We start from the raw sequence: 17,031 nt of genomic DNA, 5'->3' as shown, positions 1-17,031 counted from the left end.
ATCGATCCTCGGCGTCACCCGCCGCGCGTGCCAGTACCCACTAAAAAGTGGGGTACTCACTGAATGGTAAGTGTGCCGCGTGGTGTCCGGGGCCGGTGGGGAGGCGGCTGCCGTCCGGGAAGACGATCTCGGCGGTGGCGCCCTCGGGCACCGACGTCTCGATCAGCAGTTTGCCGTCCTCCTGGCGCCAGGCGACCTCGATCCGGCCGCGCGGGCTGTCGAAGCTGCCGGACGCCCACGGCACCTCGGCCGTCGGCAGCGGCGCGACGACGAACTTCTCCCAGGCCACCGAGCCGGGTGCCTGGCGCAGGCCCAGCACATGGGTGTGCAGGAACCGGATCACCGCGCCTTTGCTGTAGTGGTTGAGCGACGCGGTCGCGGTGCCGGCCTCGTCGACGCCGTCCCAGTCCTCCCAGATGGTGGTGGCGCCGCGGTCCAGCATGCCGAGCCAGGACGGGGTGGTGCGCTGGAGCAGCACCCGGTACGCGACGTCGGCGTGCCCGGTGTCGGCCAGCACGGGCAGCAGGTCGGCGGTGGACAGGAATCCGGTGCCGAGGTGCCAGCCGGCGTCGCGGATCAGCGCCACCAGGCGGTCGGCGATCTCGCCACGCCGGGAGGACGGCACGAGGTCGAAGGCCAGGGCGCGGACGCAGTTGGCCTGCGTGCGCAGTCCGGTCTCCAGGAACTCGGTCTGCCAGGCGTCGCGGATCCGTTCGGCCAGCTCGGCGTAACCGCTTTCGCGCTCCAAGACGTATGCGATCGCGGCCAGCGTGCGGACGGAGCGATACAGGTACGCCGTACCGACCTCGCCCTTGTCCTTCATGAACCAGGCCATCGGGTTGCCGGCCGGCCCCCGGTCGCCGGGTTCGAGCCATTCGCCCCAGTGGAACGTGCCGTCCCAGATGAACTGCTCGTGCGGCAGAGCTTCGGCGGAGCGTTCGACGCGCGACGGATGCCGTGCGGTACGGGCCTTGGACAGGGCCCACTCCACCCAGCGGGTCATGGCTTCCCAGTTCTCGGCCAGCACTTGCCGGTCGCCGTAGGTCTCGTACAGGACCCAGGGCACGTGGACGATCGCGTCACCCCAGCCGGCCGAGCCGGTGATGTGGTCGGCTTCCATGTTCGGAAGCTCGCGCAGCCGGTGGTAGTCGGGCGAGTAGTTGGCGATCCGGCCGTCGCCGAGCTGGTCGTCGCGCACCGAGCGCAGCCATTTGCGGCTGAACCCGTCGACGTCATAGAGGCGGGCCGCGGTCGGCACGAACACCTGGTAGTCGCCGGTCCAGCCGAGACGCTCCCGGGTCGGGCAGTCGGTCGGCACGTCGACGGCGTTGCCGCGGAAACTCCAGTCGGCGATCTCGTGCAGCCGGTTCAGGTCGTCGTTGCCGCAGGTGAAGACGGCGGTGCGGCGCAGATCGGTGTGCACGACCCGCATGGTGATGTCCTCGACCGGCCGGTTCAGCCGGGCGTAGCGGAAACCGTGGACGGTGTGCCGCGGCTCGAAGACCGAGCTGCCGTCGGAGACCACCTCGTCACGCTGCACGAACGAGGTCGGCTCCTGGCCGGGTTTGCCGCTGTCCAGGTGCGACAGGGTCAGGTCGCCGGTGACCGGGTCCAGGTGTTCGCCGTAGTCGATGACCGTGCGGGTGCCGGCCGGTCCGAGGTCGCCGAGACGGATCCAGCCGGCGGCGTTCTGACCGAAGTCGACGATGAACGAGCCGTCGAGATGCGTCGTCCGGACCGGCGCGAGCGCATCGACGCAGCGCACCGGCGGGGCGGGGGACCAGTCGATCGCAGGCGCGGTCACCGCGTCGACCAGCACGGGTACGGCCGCCGCAGCCGACGAGATGAAGTCGGTGCTCTGCCCGTTCATCAGGTCGGCGGCGACGATCGTGCTGACCTGCGCGGCCCAGCCCGGGCCGGAGCGGATCACCGAAGTGGTGCCGTCGGCGTAGGTCAGGTGCAGCTCGACGCGGGCGGCGGTGCGGGTGCCCCACGCGTCGCGGACCCGCCAGGTGCCGTTCGACCCGCGGTACCAGCCGTCGGACAGCAGGATCTCGACGCTGTTCGTGCCCCGGCGCACCGACGAGGTGACCGGGAACGCCTGCGCGTACAGGGTGGCGGCGTAGGAGGTCGAGCCGGGAGTCAGCTCCTGGTCGCCGGCCCGGACACCGTTGACGAACGCCTCGTAGACGCCGAGGGCAGAGCTGTAGAGCCGGGCCTGGACGACCTCCCTGTGGCATTCGAACTCGGTGCGCAACGCGTAGGCGGGTCGCGGGAAGTCCGTGGTGTCCGGCGGGGAGATCCAGGCGGCGGTCCAGTCCTCGTCGAGCAATGCCACCTCGAACGCCGCCCAGTCGGCGTCACCGACTCGCCATTCGACGCTCTGGCCGCTGGTCAGCGCGGGCCACGGCCAGGCGACGAACAGGTGCTCGCCGACGGTCACCGGCGGCAGGGCCACCCCGTCCACCCGGGCTTCGAGCTGCCAAAGCGCGCCGCCACCGGGTTTCCAGGACAGCAGCGGCCGCGCCACCGGGGCGTCGATCCGCAGATCGTACGGAGTCACGTCATTTCTCCTCGATGGGCACGGGCGTGCCGCGGGTGACGCCGTTCGCGTTGAACGCGTCGACGGCGACCCAGTAGGCGTGCCCGGCATTGAGCATTGGAAGGTGCAGGCTGGTGTCGTCGACCTGCCAGCAGTGGTAGAGCCTGTCGGGCGCGAGCCCGTAGCGGACGTTGTAGCCGTGCGCGCCGTCGACGGCGGGCCACGAGATGTCCGCGGTGCGCGGGTCGACGCGGCAGGCGGTCGGCTGGACCGTCGCGGGCGGTGCACCGGCGCCGATGCCGAAGACCCGCAGACCGGTGACGGCGAGTGCGGTCGTCACGCGTACGAATCTGAGGTTTTGTGGGTCTTGCAGCACGACGAAGTCGTGTGGTCGTCCGTCGGCGCGCCCGTCGCGAAGAATCGTCCAGGTTGTGCCGTCGGTGGAGCCTTCCAGCAGGAACGGCGCCGGCACGTCGGCGACGTCGATGCGGCGGTGGCCGAGCAGGTTCTTCTGCCCCGGATCCGGTGGCAGCGGCACGTCGTGCGGATGGTCCTCGATGGTGTTGACCTGCACGGCGTGGGTGACGCTGCCGGCCGGCAGTTCGACTGTCAGCGGGTCACTGCCGGCCCACCAGGTGCCGGGGTCGTCGGCCCGGCCGAAGCCCGTCGACAGCAGCATCCACCGGCCGGTCAGCGACCACGGGTCGGCGGGCCCGTCCGGCAGCGCGAGGGGATGGTCGGCGAACTCCTGGTTGCAGAACAGCACACCGTCGTCGTCGAAGCCGGCCGGGAACAGGCCGAGGCGCCGCTCGAAATCGTGGTGCACGGAGATCTTCATGGTGGCGGCGTGCCACCAGTTGCCGTGCTCGTCCTGGAAGGTGGAGCCGTGCCCGGCGCCGGTGATGAACCCGCCGGGCTTGGCCGAGAACGGAGACTGCGGCACATAGGTGAACGGCCCGAGCGGTGAGTCGCCGACGTAGCTGCCGTCCGCGTACCCGGCCTCCTGGGTGGCGGGCGCCGCGTACTGCAGGTGGTAGCGGCCGTCGTGCCTGGTCATCCACGCGCCCTCGATGAACGGGCGCTGCCCGAACAGCAGGCGCATCACGAGTGACCGCTTACCGCGTGGCACCTCCCAGCCGTGCTCCTGGGGGTTGCCGTGGATCAGCGGGACCGGTTCGCCGAGGCGGCGCAACGTCTGCCGGTTCAGCTCCACACCGCGGATCGGGGTGTTCGCCGAGCAGCCCTCGTAGAGGTAGACGCGGCCGTCGTCGTCCTGGAACAGGTTCGGGTCCCAGAAGGCGACCTCGCCGGGCACGACCTCCCAGTCACCGCCGAGCGGGTCGGCGCTGCGGTAGAAGTCGCAGGGTTTGCCGCGCCGCGACGCGCAGACGACCAGCCGGCCGTCGATCTCGCGCACGTCCGGGGCGTAGTCGTGGATCGGCAGCTGCGGGGTGCCGGTGAACTGCCAGGTGTGCAGGTCGGTGGAGTGCCAGAAGCCGCCGGACATCGAGGCGAACAGGTAGTAGCGGCCCTGGAAGCGGACCACCGACGGGTCGGCCGCTTCCCGGAAGATCCGGCGGCGGCGTCCGTTGCCGACGTGCTGCATCCGGTACGGCAGGTCCAGCGGATTGCTGAAGTGGGGTGGCATGCAGAAGCTTTCAGGTGGGGAGCCCGGCGCGCAGCCGGGTCAGGCTGTCGCGGATCAGGTCGGGCAGCTTCGCGTCGCCGCGTGCCCAGTGCGCCACCGCGATGCTGATCGCGGTCTCGGTCGCGCCGGCGAGCAGCCCGGGGTAGATGTCGCGGTCCACGTCCAGGCCGAGGCGGTCGGCGACGGCGACGGCGAGCAGTTGCCGGCCCTGCTCGAGCACGAGCAGGTTCTGCGCCAGCATCGCCGGGTTGTCGGCGATCACCTGCATGACCTTGGCGAACTCGGCGCGGTCGCCGAACGTCTCGGTGACCGCATCGGGCACCACGTGCAGCAGCGAGTCCCAGATCGGCTCGTCCGCCGGCCGGTCCCGGATCTTGTCGGCCAGGGCCAGGTGCTGCTGGGCGAGCCCGTCGAGAATCGCCTCCTCGCGGTTACGGAAGTGGTAGCGGAAGGTGCGCGGCGCCATGTCGGCGGCGGCCGCGACGGACTCCGGCGTCACCGCGTCCAGGCCGTGCTCCAGCAGCATCGACCACGCCGCGCTGCTCATCGCCGCCCGTGACGCGGCCTTCTTGCGTTCTCGCAACCCGGTCATGCGACCACCATTGCGCTTCGTTGCCAATTTTGCAAGATTGCATCCACGGCAACATCCGCGACAACAACTGGCAACCGATTGACCAGGTCACCGGCCCGGCGGTCCGATGAACGCCCCGCCGCTCGTACCTTCTCGAAAGGCCCTTTCATGACCACGTTCCCGGCCGGATTCCTCTGGGGCGCCGCCACCGCGCCGCACCAGATCGAGGGCAACAACGTCACCAGCGACTTCTGGGCGGCCGAGGCCGCCATGCCCGGCATGGAACGCAGCGGCGACGCCTGCGACAGCTACCACCGGTACGCCGAGGACATGCGCCTGCTCGCCGACGCCGGCCTGAACTCCTACCGGTTCGGCATCGAGTGGGCCCGCATCGAGCCCGAGCCGGGCCTGATCTCACGCGCCGAACTCGCCCACTACCGCCGCATGATCGACACCGCGCTGGAGCTGGGCCTGACCCCGGTCGTCACCCTGCACCACTTCACCAACCCACGCTGGTTCGCCGCCGAGGGCGGCTGGATGGGGGAGCGGGCGATCGACCGATTCCGGGCGTACACCGAGGCCGCCACCAGCATCCTTGACGGGGTGCCCTGGGTCTGCACCATGAACGAGCCCAACATGCTGGCGATCATGACGATGATGGCCCGGCTCGCCGCCTCGAAAGAATGGCAGAGCCCGACGGTCGACACCGGTCAGCGGCCCGTGCTGCCGTCACCCGACCCGGCGATAGGCCGGCGCCTGGTGGAGGCCCACCACGCCGTGCGCGACCTGGTCCGCGAGCGCACCGGCGCCAAGGTCGGCTGGACCATCGCGAACCAGGCCCTGGTGGCCCGGCCCGGCGGCGAGGAGAAGCTGCGCGAGGTCCGCTACGAACGCGAGGACCTCTACCTCGAAGGTGCGAAGGGCGACGACTTCGTCGGCGTGCAGTCCTACTCCAGCATGTGGGTGAACGCGGACGGCATCGAGGCGCACCCGGTGCACCCGGACAACACGCTGGTCGGCACCGCGTACCGGCCCGACGCGCTCGGCCTCGCGGTGCGCCACACCTGGGAGGTCACCGGCGGCACACCGATCCTGGTGACCGAGAACGGCATGGCCACCGACGACGACCAGCGCCGCATCGCCTACACCGGCGAGGCCCTCGCACACCTGAAAGCGACCATCGACAACGGCGTCGACGTACGCGGTTACCTGCACTGGAGCCTGCTGGACAACTACGAGTGGGGCCACTGGGCGCCCACCTTCGGCCTGGTCGCGGTGGACCGGGAGACCTTCGTGCGCACCCCCAAACCCAGCCTCGCCTGGCTGGGACAGATCGCCGGCAAGAACGGACTGTGACATGTTGAAGCCCCGCCCCACCGCCACCCGCGAGCAGGTCCGCCTCGACGGCCTCTGGCGGTTCAACACCGGCGACGCCGCCGACACGGCCACCACGCTGGAAGCAGCCGTCCCGGCCAGCTACAACGACCTGTTCGCCGATGCGAAGATCCGCGACCACGTCGGCTGGGCCTGGTACCAGCGCGCGGTGCGCGTTCCGCGTGGCTGGTCTGAGGACCGCATTTTCGTACGCGTGGACGCCGCGACCCACGCCGGCAAGGTGTACGTCGACGACACCCTCGTGGCCGAACACGTCGGCGGGTACACGCCGTTCGAAGCCGACATCACCGACCTGGTGAGCGCCGGCTCGGAATTCCGGCTGACCATCGGGGTGAACAACGAGCTCACCGAGACGACCATCCCGCCGGGCACGATCACGGTCGATGCCGGTGGCCGCAAACGCCAGCAGTACCAGCACGACTTCTACAACTACGCCGGACTGCACCGGTCGGTGTGGCTGCACAGCGTTCCGCAGGTGCGGGTCACCGACGTGACCGTGGAGACCGAGCTGGACGGAACGGTTCGCTATTCCATTGCCACCAGCTCTCCGGCGCCGGTGCAGGTGCGCATCCTCGACCACGCGGGTGAGCTTGTGGCGACCGGCGCCGACGGTGTTGCCCGCATCGACAACCCGACGCTGTGGAAGCCGGGCGCGGGCTACCTCTACACGCTGGAAGCTTCTATCGACGGGCACGATGTCTACGAGCAGCCGTTCGGGGTGCGCACAGTGTCGGTGTCGGCAACCCAGTTCCTGATCAACGGGGAGCCGTTCTACTTCACCGGGTTCGGCAAGCACGAAGACACCCCGGTGCGCGGCAAGGGCCACGACGACGCCTATCTGGTGCACGACTTCCAACTGCTGGACTGGGTCGGCGCGAATTCGTTTCGCACCTCGCATTACCCGTACGCCGAAGAGGTTCTGGATTTCGCCGACAGGCACGGCATCGTCGTCATCGACGAAACCGCCGCGGTAGGCCTCAACCTGGCCGTGGTCTCCGGCCTGACCGGCGCCCCGCCACGCCCCACCTTCTCGCCGGAGACCTTCGGTGACGACACCCGGGCCGCGCACGCGCAGGCCATCACCGAGCTGATCGCCCGGGATAAGAACCACCCCAGCGTCGTCATGTGGTCGCTGACCAACGAGCCCGCCTCCAACGAGGACGGCGCCCGCGAATACTTCGAACCCCTGGTCAAGCTGGCCCGCACGCTGGACGCCACCCGGCCGCTCACCTACTCGGTCGTCATGTTCGCCACCCCGGCCAACGACAAGATCGCCGACCTGTTCGACGTCATCTCGATCAACCGCTACTACGGCTGGTACGTCGCCACCGGCGACCTGGCCACCGCCGAGCAGTACCTGGAAGCCGACCTGCGCGGCTGGGTGCAGCGCTTCGGCAAGCCGATCATGATGTCCGAGTACGGCGCCGATACGCAGGCCGGGCTGCACTCGGTGTGGGACATCCCGTGGACCGAGGAGTACCAGGCCGACTTCCTCGCCATGCACCACCGGGTCTTCGACCGCGCCGAAGCCTTCATCGGCGAGCACGTGTGGAACTTCGCCGACTTCCAGACCTCGCACGGCATCCACCGCGTCGACGGCAACAAGAAGGGCGTCTTCACCCGCGACCGCCGCCCCAAAGCCGCCGCCCACGAACTGCGCCGCCGCTGGCGGTCGCGGTCATGACCGTAACAGTCGCGCCGGAGCTGCAGAAGGCCAGCTCGAAGTACGTCTTCTGGATGATGGCCGCCAACTTCGGCATCTCCATGGCGTTCATCGTCCCGCTCTCCTTCTCCCTGGCGGTGCGGATCGATGAGCTCGCCCCGGGCCGCGAAGAGGTGCTGGGGTACGTCACGGGCACGGCCCAGGCCGTCTACCTGGTGCTCAGCCCACTGCTCGGAGTGTGGAGCGACCGCACCCGCAGCATCCTCGGTCGGCGGCGGCCGTTCCTGCTCGCCGGCATGCTGCTGGGCCTGGCCGCGCTGGCCGGCATCGCGTTCGCACCCACCCTGCTGCTGGTCGGCGCGGGCTGGATCCTGGCGATGCTCGGCTGGGCCACCGCGTCCCAGGCGATCCTCAACGTGCAGGCCGACCGCATCCCCGAGGAGCAGCGCGGCCGGATCTCCGGACTCACGGCGATGACCGGGCAGATCGCGCCGATCGTCGGCATCGGCATCACCACCCTGGTCACCGGCAGCACCTTCCTGGTCTTCGTGCTGCCCGGCCTGATCGGCGCCGCCCTGCTGACCGTGTTCCTGTTCGTCGGCAGGGAGAACGACAGCCGGTCGCTGCCGGCGGCCGCCCCGGTGTCGGCGCGCACCCTGCTGTCCAGCTACGTGTTCAACCCGCGCAAGCATCGCGACTTCGGGTGGAACTGGCTGGGCCGCTTCACCTTCTTCACCGGCCTCTACCTCAACACCTCATTCGCCACCTTCTTCTACGCCCAACGCCTCGACCTGCCGGTCCGCGAGGTGGCCGGCACCGTGGCGATCATCGGCGTGGTCGGGGTGGCCGCGGCCGCCGTCGGCGCGATCGGCGGCGGCTACCTGTCCGACAAGCTCGGCCGGCGCAAACTGTTCGCCCTGGTCGGCGCCCTGTTCTTCGTCGCCGGCGCGGTCGTCGAGGCGTTCGCCTATTCGCTGCCGACCCTGCTGATCGGCTCGGTGCTGATGCAGCTCGCGATCGCCTTCTTCACCACCGTCGACCAGGCGATCGTGCTCGCCGTGCTACCCAGCCGCTCGGAAGCGGGCCGCTACATGGCGATCACCGCGTTCGCCCACAAACTGCCCAGCGCGATCGCCCCGCTGCTCGCCCCGTTCATCATCGCCATCGGCGCGAACGGCAGCGACAAGAACTACACCCTGCTCTATCTCGCCGGCGCGGTGCTCGCCCTGCTCGGTGGCCTCATCGTGTTCACCCGGATCAAGTGCGTCCGCTGAAAGGCATCCCCATGTCGACTGCCGATGTCTCCGACAAATCCCTGACCGACCTGATCTCGCTTTCCGGCCGCCGTGCCGTCGTCACCGGGGGCGCCCGGGGCCTCGGCAAGGCGATCGCCGCCCGCCTTGCCGAAGCCGGCGCCGAGGTTCTGATCGGCGACCTCGATCTTGGACTGGCTCAAGCCGCTGCCGCCGAACTGGGCGACCAAGTGACCGGTACGTTCCTCGACGTCACCGACAGCGCGTCGGTCGCCGCGGCCGCCGCCCACTTCGACCAGCTCGACATCTGGATCAACAACGCCGGCATCTTCCCCAGCGTGCCGCTGCTGGAGATGACCGACGAGACCTGGGACCAGGTATTCGCCGTCAACGCCCGCGGAACATTCGCCGGCGCCCGCGAGGCGGCCCGCCGGATGACCGGAGGCGGCGTCATCGTCAACATCATCTCCACGGCCGGGTTCCGGGCCAGCGCACCCGGCCTGGCCGCATACGTCGGCTCCAAACACGCCGCCCGCGGCCTGACCCGGGAGCTGGCCGTCGAGCTCGCGCCGCGCGGCATCCGGGTGCTCGGCGTCGCGCCGAGCTTCGTCCCCACCGAGGGCAACATGGCCGCCGCCGCGGCGATGATGGCAGCCCTCGGCGACGACGCGCCACCGCCGACGCCGCTCATGCTGAACAGCCCGGTCGGCCGCGTCGGCGTCCCCGACGACATCGCCCGGGTCGTGCTGTTCTGCGCCTCCGACCTGTCGAATTTCATGACCGGAAGCACGCTGCTCGCCGACGGCGGCGACACCGCCTGACAGCAGTCCACGGTGCCTCGCTCACCGGCAGCTGAGCGAGGCGCTGGCCGAAGGTCCCTCTGTCCACGGGTCATTCAGCCATGGGCCATCAAGGCCGTCGGCCGGACTATCGGGGTCTGGGGATATGCGGCTTTCCCACTTGTGCCGATGCTCGCATTCGCCCCGTGAGGCGCACAGCGCGTCAGCCGGAATGCTGTCCCAGAGGGTGTTGGCGCGCTCGCGCAGGACCGCGAATATCGGCCGGGTCAGGAGTGTGTCGCCGGCACACTGCGCGTCGACGATGATCTCGTCAGTGCCTGCTGCGCCCGCCGGGTAGTAGACGACGTAGTGATCGTGGGCTGCCGCATAGTCGTGCATCTCTACTTCCAGATCCGGCAGCGTCCGCCCGACCAGCCGGATGCCCTCCATGGTGACCTGAGGGCCGCAAAGCGCGTCGAGCGCAATGCATTGGAGCCCCATCGTGCCCGCGAAATAGACCCTCACCGGCACCTCAGTCTGCGGTCGATCAGGCAACCGGAACTCTCCGCGTCGCGTGACGCGAGGCTCGCGGCCCACGTGACGGAAGCTGGCTGTGAAGCCGACCATCGCGGTGGCAGTCTCGTCCGGGCTCATGCCGAACCGCAGCGGACCCACGCCGGTGGACCGGACTTCACCCCCAGTGCTGACAGTGCTCGTCCGACAGGACTTCCCAGACCTTTGTCACTGGTCACCTACGTGTGCATGAGTTCGCCGCTGCCGGGTACGCGGGCCGTGCGGCGACATGCCGCGGCCGGTGTCCTCTTGGTCACCGGCGATCGACCGTACCGGGAGGACGACATGACCACCGTGCCCGAACCCACCGAGCAGCCCGACATCGAACGCCCGATCGACCTGAACGACACGCCTGAACCGCCTCCGGAACGCCCCGACGAGGTTGAGCCGCCGGAGCCGCAGGAGCCGACGGACTAGCTCATGGGACGCTACGGCGACGAGGTGGCCGGCCTGGCCGCGCCGCTCACCGACCCCGGTGACCTCGATGTGCTGCTGGACCGGGTCGGTGACGCCCGCGTGGTGATGCTCGGCGAGGCCACCCACGGCACGCACGAGTTCTACACCTGGCGGGCGGCGATCAGCCGACGCCTGATCGCCGAGAAGGGGTTCTCCTTCGTGGCGGTCGAAGGCGACTGGCCGGACTGCGACCGGGTGGACCGCAGCGTGCGCTGCCTGCCCGGCGCGCCGGATGACCCGCGCGAGGCGCTGCTGGGCTTCGAGCGGTGGCCGACCTGGATGTGGGCGAACGAGGAGATCGTCGATTTCAGCCGCTGGCTGCGCGCCCACAACGCGGCCGTCGACGAGGAACAACGGGCCGGCTTCCACGGCCTGGACGTGTATTCGCTGTGGGAGTCGCTGCGCGAGATCCTCACGCATCTGCGCGAACACGATCCGGACCAGGTGCCGGCCGCGCTGGCGGCCTACCGATGCTTCGAACCGTACGGGGAGGACGCCCAGGAGTACGCGCTGGCCACCCGCATGGTCCCGGCCAGCTGCGAGTCCGAGGTCCTCGACCTGCTGGTCGCGCTGCGGCAGCGGGCGGCCGCGGACGGGACGAGCCGGTTCGGTGTGTGGCAGAACGCCGAGGTGGTGGCCGGCGCGGAGCGGTACTACCGGGCGATGGTCCGCGGCGGCCGCCAGTCGTGGAACGTGCGGGACCGGCACATGGACGACACGCTGGACCGCCTGTTGGACCATTACGGGCCGGGTGCGAAAGCGGTGGTGTGGGCGCACAACACCCATGTCGGTGACGCCCGGGCCACGGACATGGGTGACGCCGGCATGGTCAACATCGGTCAGCTGGCCCGGGAACGTTACGGCGCCGATCAGGTGGTGCTGGTGGGGTTCGGCACCCATCGGGGAGCGGTCGTCGCCGGAGAAGCGTGGGGCGCGCCGATGCAGGTGATGAGCGTGCCGCCGGCCCGCCGGCGCACGGTGGAGGACATCCTGCACACTGCGGCGCCGCAGCAGGCGCTGTTCGTGTTCCCCCGCGACGACCGGCCGGACGTGCTGACCGACGAGATCGACCATCGGGCGATCGGCGTGGTCTACCACCCGCAGCGGGAACGGCCGGGCAACTACGTGCCGACCGTGCTCGGCGATCGTTACGACGCGTTCTGCTGGTTCGATCAGTCCCACGCGGTGCTTCCCCTGCATCTGCGCACGTCGGACGCGCTGGAACCGGAGACCTATCCCTCCGGCGTCTGAACGGTTTATGCCCGCATTCATGGGGGATCCGGGGCCTATGGAGCGTGGTAGCAGCAAACACAGTCCCCGCGTCGATGAGCAGATGAGCCAAGAGGTGCGCGGCGCGGTGCAAGGCATCACCGAGGGCCGGGCCGAGGAGTGGAAGATGGCCGAGCCGGCGGGTGAGGATCAGCCCGCGCCGACCGGGATCAGCAACGGGTCGGAGAATCCGCTCACCCGGTTCGGGCGTTACATCGGCCTGTCTGCCCTGCCGGGCGACCGTGACGCCCTGCGGCGCAGCGCCGAGGTCCTCACCGCACCGGACGACGTCCTCGCCGACCTGGACCGGCTTCCGGACGGCGTGGTCTATCAGACAGTCACCGAGATCTGGGCCGCGCTCGGCCGCGACCCTGCCTGACCGGGGGATAGCCCTACCGGCGGCTCGGGGGCCAGCGGGATGGGAGTGCCATCACCCGCTGCCGACACTGGGTTCATGGTTGCCGGTGCCCTGACGGGATTGCGAGCAGCGCTTGTCGAACCCGACTGCGCGCCGAACCGGCGACGCGCCGACGCGGTGGTGTGGCCCCTGCTCGCGCTCGCGGTGGCGGGTTGCGTACTCGTCCACCTCGGTGCTGTCCGCATCGACGGCGCAACAGCACTGGTACGAGTTGCGCTCGCTGTCGTGGCGGCGGGCCCGGTGGCGCTGCTGTACGCCAGCCCGCTCATTGCGTGGCGGATCGCTGTCCTCGCCACCCTGGTGACCGTCCCGCTCGAGATCGCACCTGGTGGGCTTGCCTGGCCGTGGCACCCGGTGCAGCTGATGGTGCTGCCGTGCACGATCTTCGCGGTGGCCCTGCGGCACCGCACACCGGTGGTCGCCTGGACAGCGGTGCTGAGCTGCGCGGCGACCCTGGCGCGGGTGCCGGCGCAGGACGCGGTCACCGTCGTGGTGCTGGTCGGCGTCGTGGCCGCGATGGGCGTGCAGGTGCGGCGGCGCGTCGTGCAGCGGCAGTCAGTGGAGCGGCTGCACCGGGCGCTGGCGGAGCAGCGCACCCTGATCGCCCGCGAGCTGCACGACGTGGTGGGGCACCACATGTCGCTGATCGCGGTGCGTGCGGAGTCGGCGTCGTACCGGTTGCACGACCGTCCGCAGGACCAGCAGGCCGAGTTCACCGCGCTTGCGGGCGCCTCCCGCGAGGCTCTCAACGACATGCGCTGCCTGGTCGGCGCCATGGCCACCGGTTCGGGCCTATCCGGCATCGACGACGTGCGCACGCTGGTCGACCGGGCCCGGGCCTCCGGGCTGACCGTGGAAGCACGCTTCGACACGGCAGCCGACAATGCCGTCTCCGCTGAATCGGCGCTCGTCGTGCACCGCGTCGTGCAGGAGGCCCTGTCGAACGCGGCACGCCATGCGCCGGGCAGCACGATCTACCTCGACGTGCAGGCCACCGGCGAACTGGTGCAGGTGGGCGTACGCAACACCGCTGCGACCCGTACCGCGCATTCTGACCCGAACCGTGGCCGCGCCGCGGGCAATGGCCTGACCGGCATGCGCCGGCGCGTGACTGCCCTGAGCGGCACCTTCAGCGCCGGCCCGACCGCCGATGGTGGCTTCCGTGTCGACGTGGCGGTGCCGAGCGGCGGGGCGGGATATCGTGTCTGAACCACGGGACCGGAGGTGTCGATGCCCACACAGGACGACGTGCTCGGGTATTTCGACACGCTGTCGAACTGGGGACGCTGGGGCGACGACGACGAACTCGGGACGCTGAACCTCATCACCGACGAGGTCCGGCTGGCGGCGGCGCGGGCGGTGCGCCACGGCCGGAGCGTGTCGTGCGCCTGGGAGATCACCGTCCCGGACGAGATGGAACGCTCGACGACGGCGTGCCCGCGCGCCGCCGACATGCCGGGTGCGCAGAACATGCCGGCCGCCTTCCACGCCGACCGGCGCTGGGGCTTTTCCAACGAGCGGCTCGGCATCATGTTCCACGGCAACACGATCACCCACCTCGATTCGCCGTGCCACCTGTTCTGGGACGGCGCGATGTACAACGGGCGGTCACATTCGCTGGTCGACGCCGCAACGGGATCCGGGTGGGCGGCCGTCACGGCGGCGGCGAACGGGATCGTCACGCGCGGTGTGCTGCTGGACGTGGCGAGTGTCCGCGACGTGCCGTGGCTGGAACCCGGGCAGGGCGTGTTCTCCGACGACCTGGAGGAGGCCGAGCGCCGCCAGGGCGTACGGGTCGGCCCCGGCGACGCCGTGCTGCTGCGGACCGGCCATGGCCGGGCCCGACATGAAGGTCGTGCGGCCGGCGGCATCAAGCAGCCCGGCTGGCACGCGTCCTGCCTGCCGTGGCTGCATGACCGGCAGGTCGCGCTGATCGGCGCCGACACCCCGCAGGACGTTCAGCCGTCGGGCTACGACGACGTGCTGATGCCGGTCCACGCGATCAGCCTCGTCGCGATGGGTCTGTGGATGCTCGACAACTGCGACCTGGAGGCCTGCGTGGCGACGGCTGCCGAGCTCGGCCAGTGGGACTTCCAGCTCGCCGTCGCGCCGGTCCGCTTCGCCGGCACGTCGGGCAGTCCGGTCAACCCGATCGCCACCTTCTGACCGCGGTCACGAAACCGCCGGTCGGGGCCGCAGGCCTTGCGCGGCCAGGGCGAGAATCCCCAGCACGGCTACGCCGATGCCATATAGCAGGGTGGTCAGATGCAGGCCGATCTCGCCGGCCAGCACGCCGGCGATCACCGCGGGCACACTGAAGGCGGCGTACGAGATGACGAGCGCGATGGCCATCAGCTCACCCCGCTCGTGGGGCGCCGCGATGCGGGCCAGCGTGCCGAAGGAGGCGAGGGCGGCCGCGCCGAACCCGATGCCGGAGGCGACAGTGCCGGCCGCGGCGAGCAGCAGGTTCTCGCTGAGCATGGCGGCGATGCTGATCAGGCCGCCGACGGTGAGCCCGGTCCCGGCGATGGCGAGCACCCGTGCGGTGGGTGTGCCCCGCAGCAGGAACGAGGTGAGCGCGCCGCAGCCGCAGAGCAGGGTGATCACCAGAGCGCCGACGAGACGGTTGTGCAGGCCGAAGGTGTCCGCTGCGACGGACGGCCCGAGTGACAGGTAGAGCCCGCCGAGCGCCCAGCTGGCCACCATGATCGGCGTGAGGGCGAGCAGGTCGGGGCGCAGCCGGGCCGGTACGCCGAGGCGCGGCTTCAGCGACGCGACGGTGCCGGGCCGGCGGGCGGCGGTCTCCGGGATGAACGCCACGGCGACCGCGGCCAGCGCCATGCCGAGCAGCAGCACGACGAACACCAGGTGGGTGGGGGAGGGCGCGTACTCCACCAGGATCCCGCAGCCGAGCGCGCCGATGGCGAGTCCGGAGACCGGCGCGATGCCGCTGATCAGGCCGGCCCGGCCGGGCGCGTGGGCCGGATTGAGGTCGATGAGGGCGGCGCCGAGCGTGCTCAGGGCAGCGCCCGTCGCCACGCCCTGCACGATGCGGGCCAGGACCAGCGTGGTGACGTCACCGGCGACCAGGAACAGCACGAAGGCGATCGCCTCGAGGGCGATGGCGCCCACGAGGACGGGCCGGCGGCCGACGTGGTCGGACAGGGCGCCGAGGACGAGAAGCGCGCCGATCAGGGCGGCGACGTACACCGCGAAGATCACCGTCAGGGTGGCCGCGGAGAAGCCCCACAGCCGCTGGTAGACCGCGTAGAGCGGGGACGGCACGGCCGCCGCGGCCGCGAAGGTGAGCAGGATGGCGGCGACCGAGGCGAAGGCCGCCGGGCGGTTGAGGCGCGGACCGCGTACGGCGAGCGGCTCCTGGATCGTGGTGGCAGATGCCATGTCGTCGGCTCCCATGAACAGACAGGTCTGTCTAGTACGCACCGACACTAGACAGACCTGTCTGTTAGAGTCAAGGCGTGTCCGTTGCCTCACGCCGCCCCTCCGCCCGCGACCGGCTCCTGGCTGCCGCCGACGAGCTGTTCTACGCCGAGGGCGTGCACACCGTCGGCATCGACCGCGTCATCGAACGCGCTGGAGTCGCCAAGGCATCGCTCTACAGCACCTTCGGCAGCAAGGACGAACTGGTCCGCGCCTACCTGCGCGGCCGGCACGAGAGCCGCCGCACCCGGATCATGACCGGCCTCGAACGCTTCACCACACCGCAGGACCGCCTGCTCGGCGTCTTCGACCTGCTTGCGGAGACCGCCACGAAGCCGGGCTTCCGCGGCTGCGCCTTCTACAACGCCGGCGCCGAGAACGACCCGTCCGGCGCCGTCCGTGAGGAGGCCGCCCACAACCGCGCGTGGACCCGCAGCCTCTTCGTCGACCTGGCCCGCGCGGCGGGCGTACCCGATCCGGAAAGCTTCGCCGACCAGATGATCGTCCTCTACGACGGCGCGATGGTCGGCGCCCGCCTGGACCCCGGCCCGCGGGCGCCACTCGCGGCGCGCGGCATCGCCGCAGCGATGCTGGCCGCCGCCGGCATGTGATCGTGGACGGCACGGTCGACGCGGAGCCGGCGCAGCGGCCGGGTGTGAGTCAGCGTGGTCGGTCGGTGACGCGGAGTGAAAGGCGTTGCGCATCAGCCGCGGAAGAGACGGGATGGCGGTCGTGCAGCGTCGAGAGGTTGATCGGGTTTCAGCCGATGGTCGGCACCATCGACGAGGGCGATGTCGTCTACCGGGCGCGAGGCGCCGATTTCACCGGCTCGGCACCGGACGTCAACGAGGCAGAGTGCATCGGTTGGATCCCGCTCGACGACGTCCGGCGGCACATCGGTGACGGCATGATCGTGGGAGCCGGCTCGGTGTCCGGACTTCTGGCTGTCCTGTTGATGAGGGCTAACGGCGAGCTCTGAAGGGACTGGAACGCCCGGCCATGAGCGTTGGGTGAAGTCACGCA

General features: G+C 70.3%; 16 protein-coding genes. 11 read left to right on the top strand and 5 right to left on the bottom strand.

Translation table 11 applies throughout. From position 1 onward, the window contains the following. Window positions 1-40: 40 nt before the first annotated feature. The 3 genes from OHA21_RS17040 to OHA21_RS17030 are packed head-to-tail and all read right to left on the bottom strand — an operon-like array spanning window position 41 to window position 4,782. A complete protein-coding gene (locus OHA21_RS17040; RefSeq protein ID WP_328475015.1) occupies window positions 41-2,563 on the bottom strand; it encodes a family 78 glycoside hydrolase catalytic domain in 2,523 nt (840 codons plus the stop codon). Between the two features lies 1 nt (window position 2,564). Next, window positions 2,565-4,190 carry a family 43 glycosylhydrolase gene (locus OHA21_RS17035; RefSeq protein ID WP_328475014.1) on the bottom strand — a complete coding sequence of 542 codons (1,626 nt, stop codon included), beginning with the start codon at window positions 4,188-4,190 and terminating at the stop codon, window positions 2,565-2,567. Between the two features lie 10 nt (window positions 4,191-4,200). Continuing rightward, on the bottom strand, window positions 4,201-4,782 hold the full coding sequence (locus OHA21_RS17030; RefSeq protein WP_328475013.1) for an acyl-CoA-like ligand-binding transcription factor: 582 nt from the start codon (window positions 4,780-4,782) through the stop codon (window positions 4,201-4,203). A 147-nt stretch (window positions 4,783-4,929) separates the two neighbouring features. Here OHA21_RS17030 and OHA21_RS17025 point away from each other — a divergent pair, with 147 nt between their 5' ends. The 4 genes from OHA21_RS17025 to OHA21_RS17010 are packed head-to-tail and all read left to right on the top strand — an operon-like array spanning window position 4,930 to window position 9,893. Then, entirely contained in the window at window positions 4,930-6,117 is a 1,188-nt protein-coding gene (locus OHA21_RS17025; RefSeq protein ID WP_328475012.1) for a glycoside hydrolase family 1 protein, read from the top strand. Window position 6,118: 1 nt separating this feature from the next. Further along, a complete protein-coding gene (gene uidA, locus OHA21_RS17020; protein WP_328475011.1) occupies window positions 6,119-7,840 on the top strand; it encodes a beta-glucuronidase in 1,722 nt (573 codons plus the stop codon). After that, window positions 7,837-9,093, top strand: a complete 1,257-nt coding sequence (locus tag OHA21_RS17015; RefSeq protein ID WP_328475010.1) for an MFS transporter — start codon at window positions 7,837-7,839, stop codon at window positions 9,091-9,093. The genes uidA and OHA21_RS17015 overlap by 4 nt, the downstream gene beginning before the upstream one ends. Window positions 9,094-9,104: 11 nt before the next feature. Continuing rightward, window positions 9,105-9,893: an SDR family NAD(P)-dependent oxidoreductase gene (locus OHA21_RS17010; RefSeq protein WP_328475009.1), complete on the top strand. Its 789-nt coding sequence runs from the start codon at window positions 9,105-9,107 to the stop codon at window positions 9,891-9,893. Between the two features lie 21 nt (window positions 9,894-9,914). On the opposite strand, the gene OHA21_RS17005 is transcribed toward OHA21_RS17010, so the two are convergent. Next, complete coding sequence (locus OHA21_RS17005; RefSeq protein ID WP_328475008.1) at window positions 9,915-10,505, bottom strand: hypothetical protein; 591 nt, start codon at window positions 10,503-10,505, stop codon at window positions 9,915-9,917. A gap of 108 nt (window positions 10,506-10,613) precedes the next feature. Here OHA21_RS17005 and OHA21_RS17000 point away from each other — a divergent pair, with 108 nt between their 5' ends. The 5 genes from OHA21_RS17000 to OHA21_RS16980 all read left to right on the top strand — a co-directional run bounded on the left by OHA21_RS17000 (window position 10,614) and on the right by OHA21_RS16980 (window position 14,733). After that, the gene (locus OHA21_RS17000; protein ID WP_328475007.1) at window positions 10,614-10,841 is read left to right on the top strand and encodes a hypothetical protein; all 228 of its coding nucleotides are present in this window, start codon (window positions 10,614-10,616) and stop codon (window positions 10,839-10,841) included. Between the two features lie 3 nt (window positions 10,842-10,844). Continuing rightward, window positions 10,845-12,131: an erythromycin esterase family protein gene (locus tag OHA21_RS16995; RefSeq protein ID WP_328475006.1), complete on the top strand. Its 1,287-nt coding sequence runs from the start codon at window positions 10,845-10,847 to the stop codon at window positions 12,129-12,131. Window positions 12,132-12,168: 37 nt separating this feature from the next. After that, a complete protein-coding gene (locus OHA21_RS16990) occupies window positions 12,169-12,528 on the top strand; it encodes a DUF2795 domain-containing protein (RefSeq protein WP_328475005.1) in 360 nt (119 codons plus the stop codon). A gap of 75 nt (window positions 12,529-12,603) precedes the next feature. Beyond that, entirely contained in the window at window positions 12,604-13,776 is a 1,173-nt protein-coding gene (locus tag OHA21_RS16985) for a sensor histidine kinase (protein ID WP_328475004.1), read from the top strand. A 21-nt stretch (window positions 13,777-13,797) separates the two neighbouring features. Beyond that, window positions 13,798-14,733, top strand: a complete 936-nt coding sequence (locus OHA21_RS16980) for a cyclase family protein (RefSeq protein WP_328475003.1) — start codon at window positions 13,798-13,800, stop codon at window positions 14,731-14,733. 6 nt (window positions 14,734-14,739) lie between these two features. Here OHA21_RS16980 and OHA21_RS16975 read toward each other — a convergent pair whose 3' ends face one another. After that, a complete protein-coding gene (locus OHA21_RS16975) occupies window positions 14,740-15,969 on the bottom strand; it encodes an MFS transporter (protein ID WP_328475002.1) in 1,230 nt (409 codons plus the stop codon). Between the two features lie 77 nt (window positions 15,970-16,046). Here OHA21_RS16975 and OHA21_RS16970 point away from each other — a divergent pair, with 77 nt between their 5' ends. Then, complete coding sequence (locus OHA21_RS16970; RefSeq protein ID WP_328475001.1) at window positions 16,047-16,619, top strand: TetR/AcrR family transcriptional regulator; 573 nt, start codon at window positions 16,047-16,049, stop codon at window positions 16,617-16,619. A gap of 155 nt (window positions 16,620-16,774) precedes the next feature. Next, window positions 16,775-16,987 (top strand): hypothetical protein, encoded by a 213-nt coding sequence (locus OHA21_RS16965; protein WP_328475000.1) that lies wholly within the window; start codon window positions 16,775-16,777, stop codon window positions 16,985-16,987. Window positions 16,988-17,031: the final 44 nt, after the last annotated feature.

The organism is Actinoplanes sp. NBC_00393 (genome assembly GCF_036053395.1).
Lineage (GTDB): Bacteria > Actinomycetota > Actinomycetes > Mycobacteriales > Micromonosporaceae > Actinoplanes.
This window is presented reverse-complemented; position numbering and strand designations above follow the sequence as displayed.

What these genes read in the sequence shown, in the direction of transcription:
- OHA21_RS17035 (WP_328475014.1), bottom strand. Translation starts at nt 4,190, where the DNA reads ATGCCACCCCACTTCAGCAATCCGCTGGACCTGCCGTACCGGATGCAG.
- OHA21_RS17030 (WP_328475013.1), bottom strand. Translation starts at nt 4,782, where the DNA reads ATGACCGGGTTGCGAGAACGCAAGAAGGCCGCGTCACGGGCGGCGATG.
- OHA21_RS17025 (WP_328475012.1), top strand. Translation starts at nt 4,930, where the DNA reads ATGACCACGTTCCCGGCCGGATTCCTCTGGGGCGCCGCCACCGCGCCG.
- uidA (WP_328475011.1), top strand. Translation starts at nt 6,119, where the DNA reads ATGTTGAAGCCCCGCCCCACCGCCACCCGCGAGCAGGTCCGCCTCGAC.
- OHA21_RS17015 (WP_328475010.1), top strand. Translation starts at nt 7,837, where the DNA reads ATGACCGTAACAGTCGCGCCGGAGCTGCAGAAGGCCAGCTCGAAGTAC.
- OHA21_RS17010 (WP_328475009.1), top strand. Translation starts at nt 9,105, where the DNA reads ATGTCGACTGCCGATGTCTCCGACAAATCCCTGACCGACCTGATCTCG.
- OHA21_RS17005 (WP_328475008.1), bottom strand. Translation starts at nt 10,505, where the DNA reads ATGAGCCCGGACGAGACTGCCACCGCGATGGTCGGCTTCACAGCCAGC.
- OHA21_RS17000 (WP_328475007.1), top strand. Translation starts at nt 10,614, where the DNA reads ATGAGTTCGCCGCTGCCGGGTACGCGGGCCGTGCGGCGACATGCCGCG.
- OHA21_RS16995 (WP_328475006.1), top strand. Translation starts at nt 10,845, where the DNA reads ATGGGACGCTACGGCGACGAGGTGGCCGGCCTGGCCGCGCCGCTCACC.
- OHA21_RS16990 (WP_328475005.1), top strand. Translation starts at nt 12,169, where the DNA reads ATGGAGCGTGGTAGCAGCAAACACAGTCCCCGCGTCGATGAGCAGATG.
- OHA21_RS16985 (WP_328475004.1), top strand. Translation starts at nt 12,604, where the DNA reads ATGGTTGCCGGTGCCCTGACGGGATTGCGAGCAGCGCTTGTCGAACCC.
- OHA21_RS16980 (WP_328475003.1), top strand. Translation starts at nt 13,798, where the DNA reads ATGCCCACACAGGACGACGTGCTCGGGTATTTCGACACGCTGTCGAAC.
- OHA21_RS16975 (WP_328475002.1), bottom strand. Translation starts at nt 15,969, where the DNA reads ATGGCATCTGCCACCACGATCCAGGAGCCGCTCGCCGTACGCGGTCCG.
- OHA21_RS16965 (WP_328475000.1), top strand. Translation starts at nt 16,775, where the DNA reads ATGGTCGGCACCATCGACGAGGGCGATGTCGTCTACCGGGCGCGAGGC.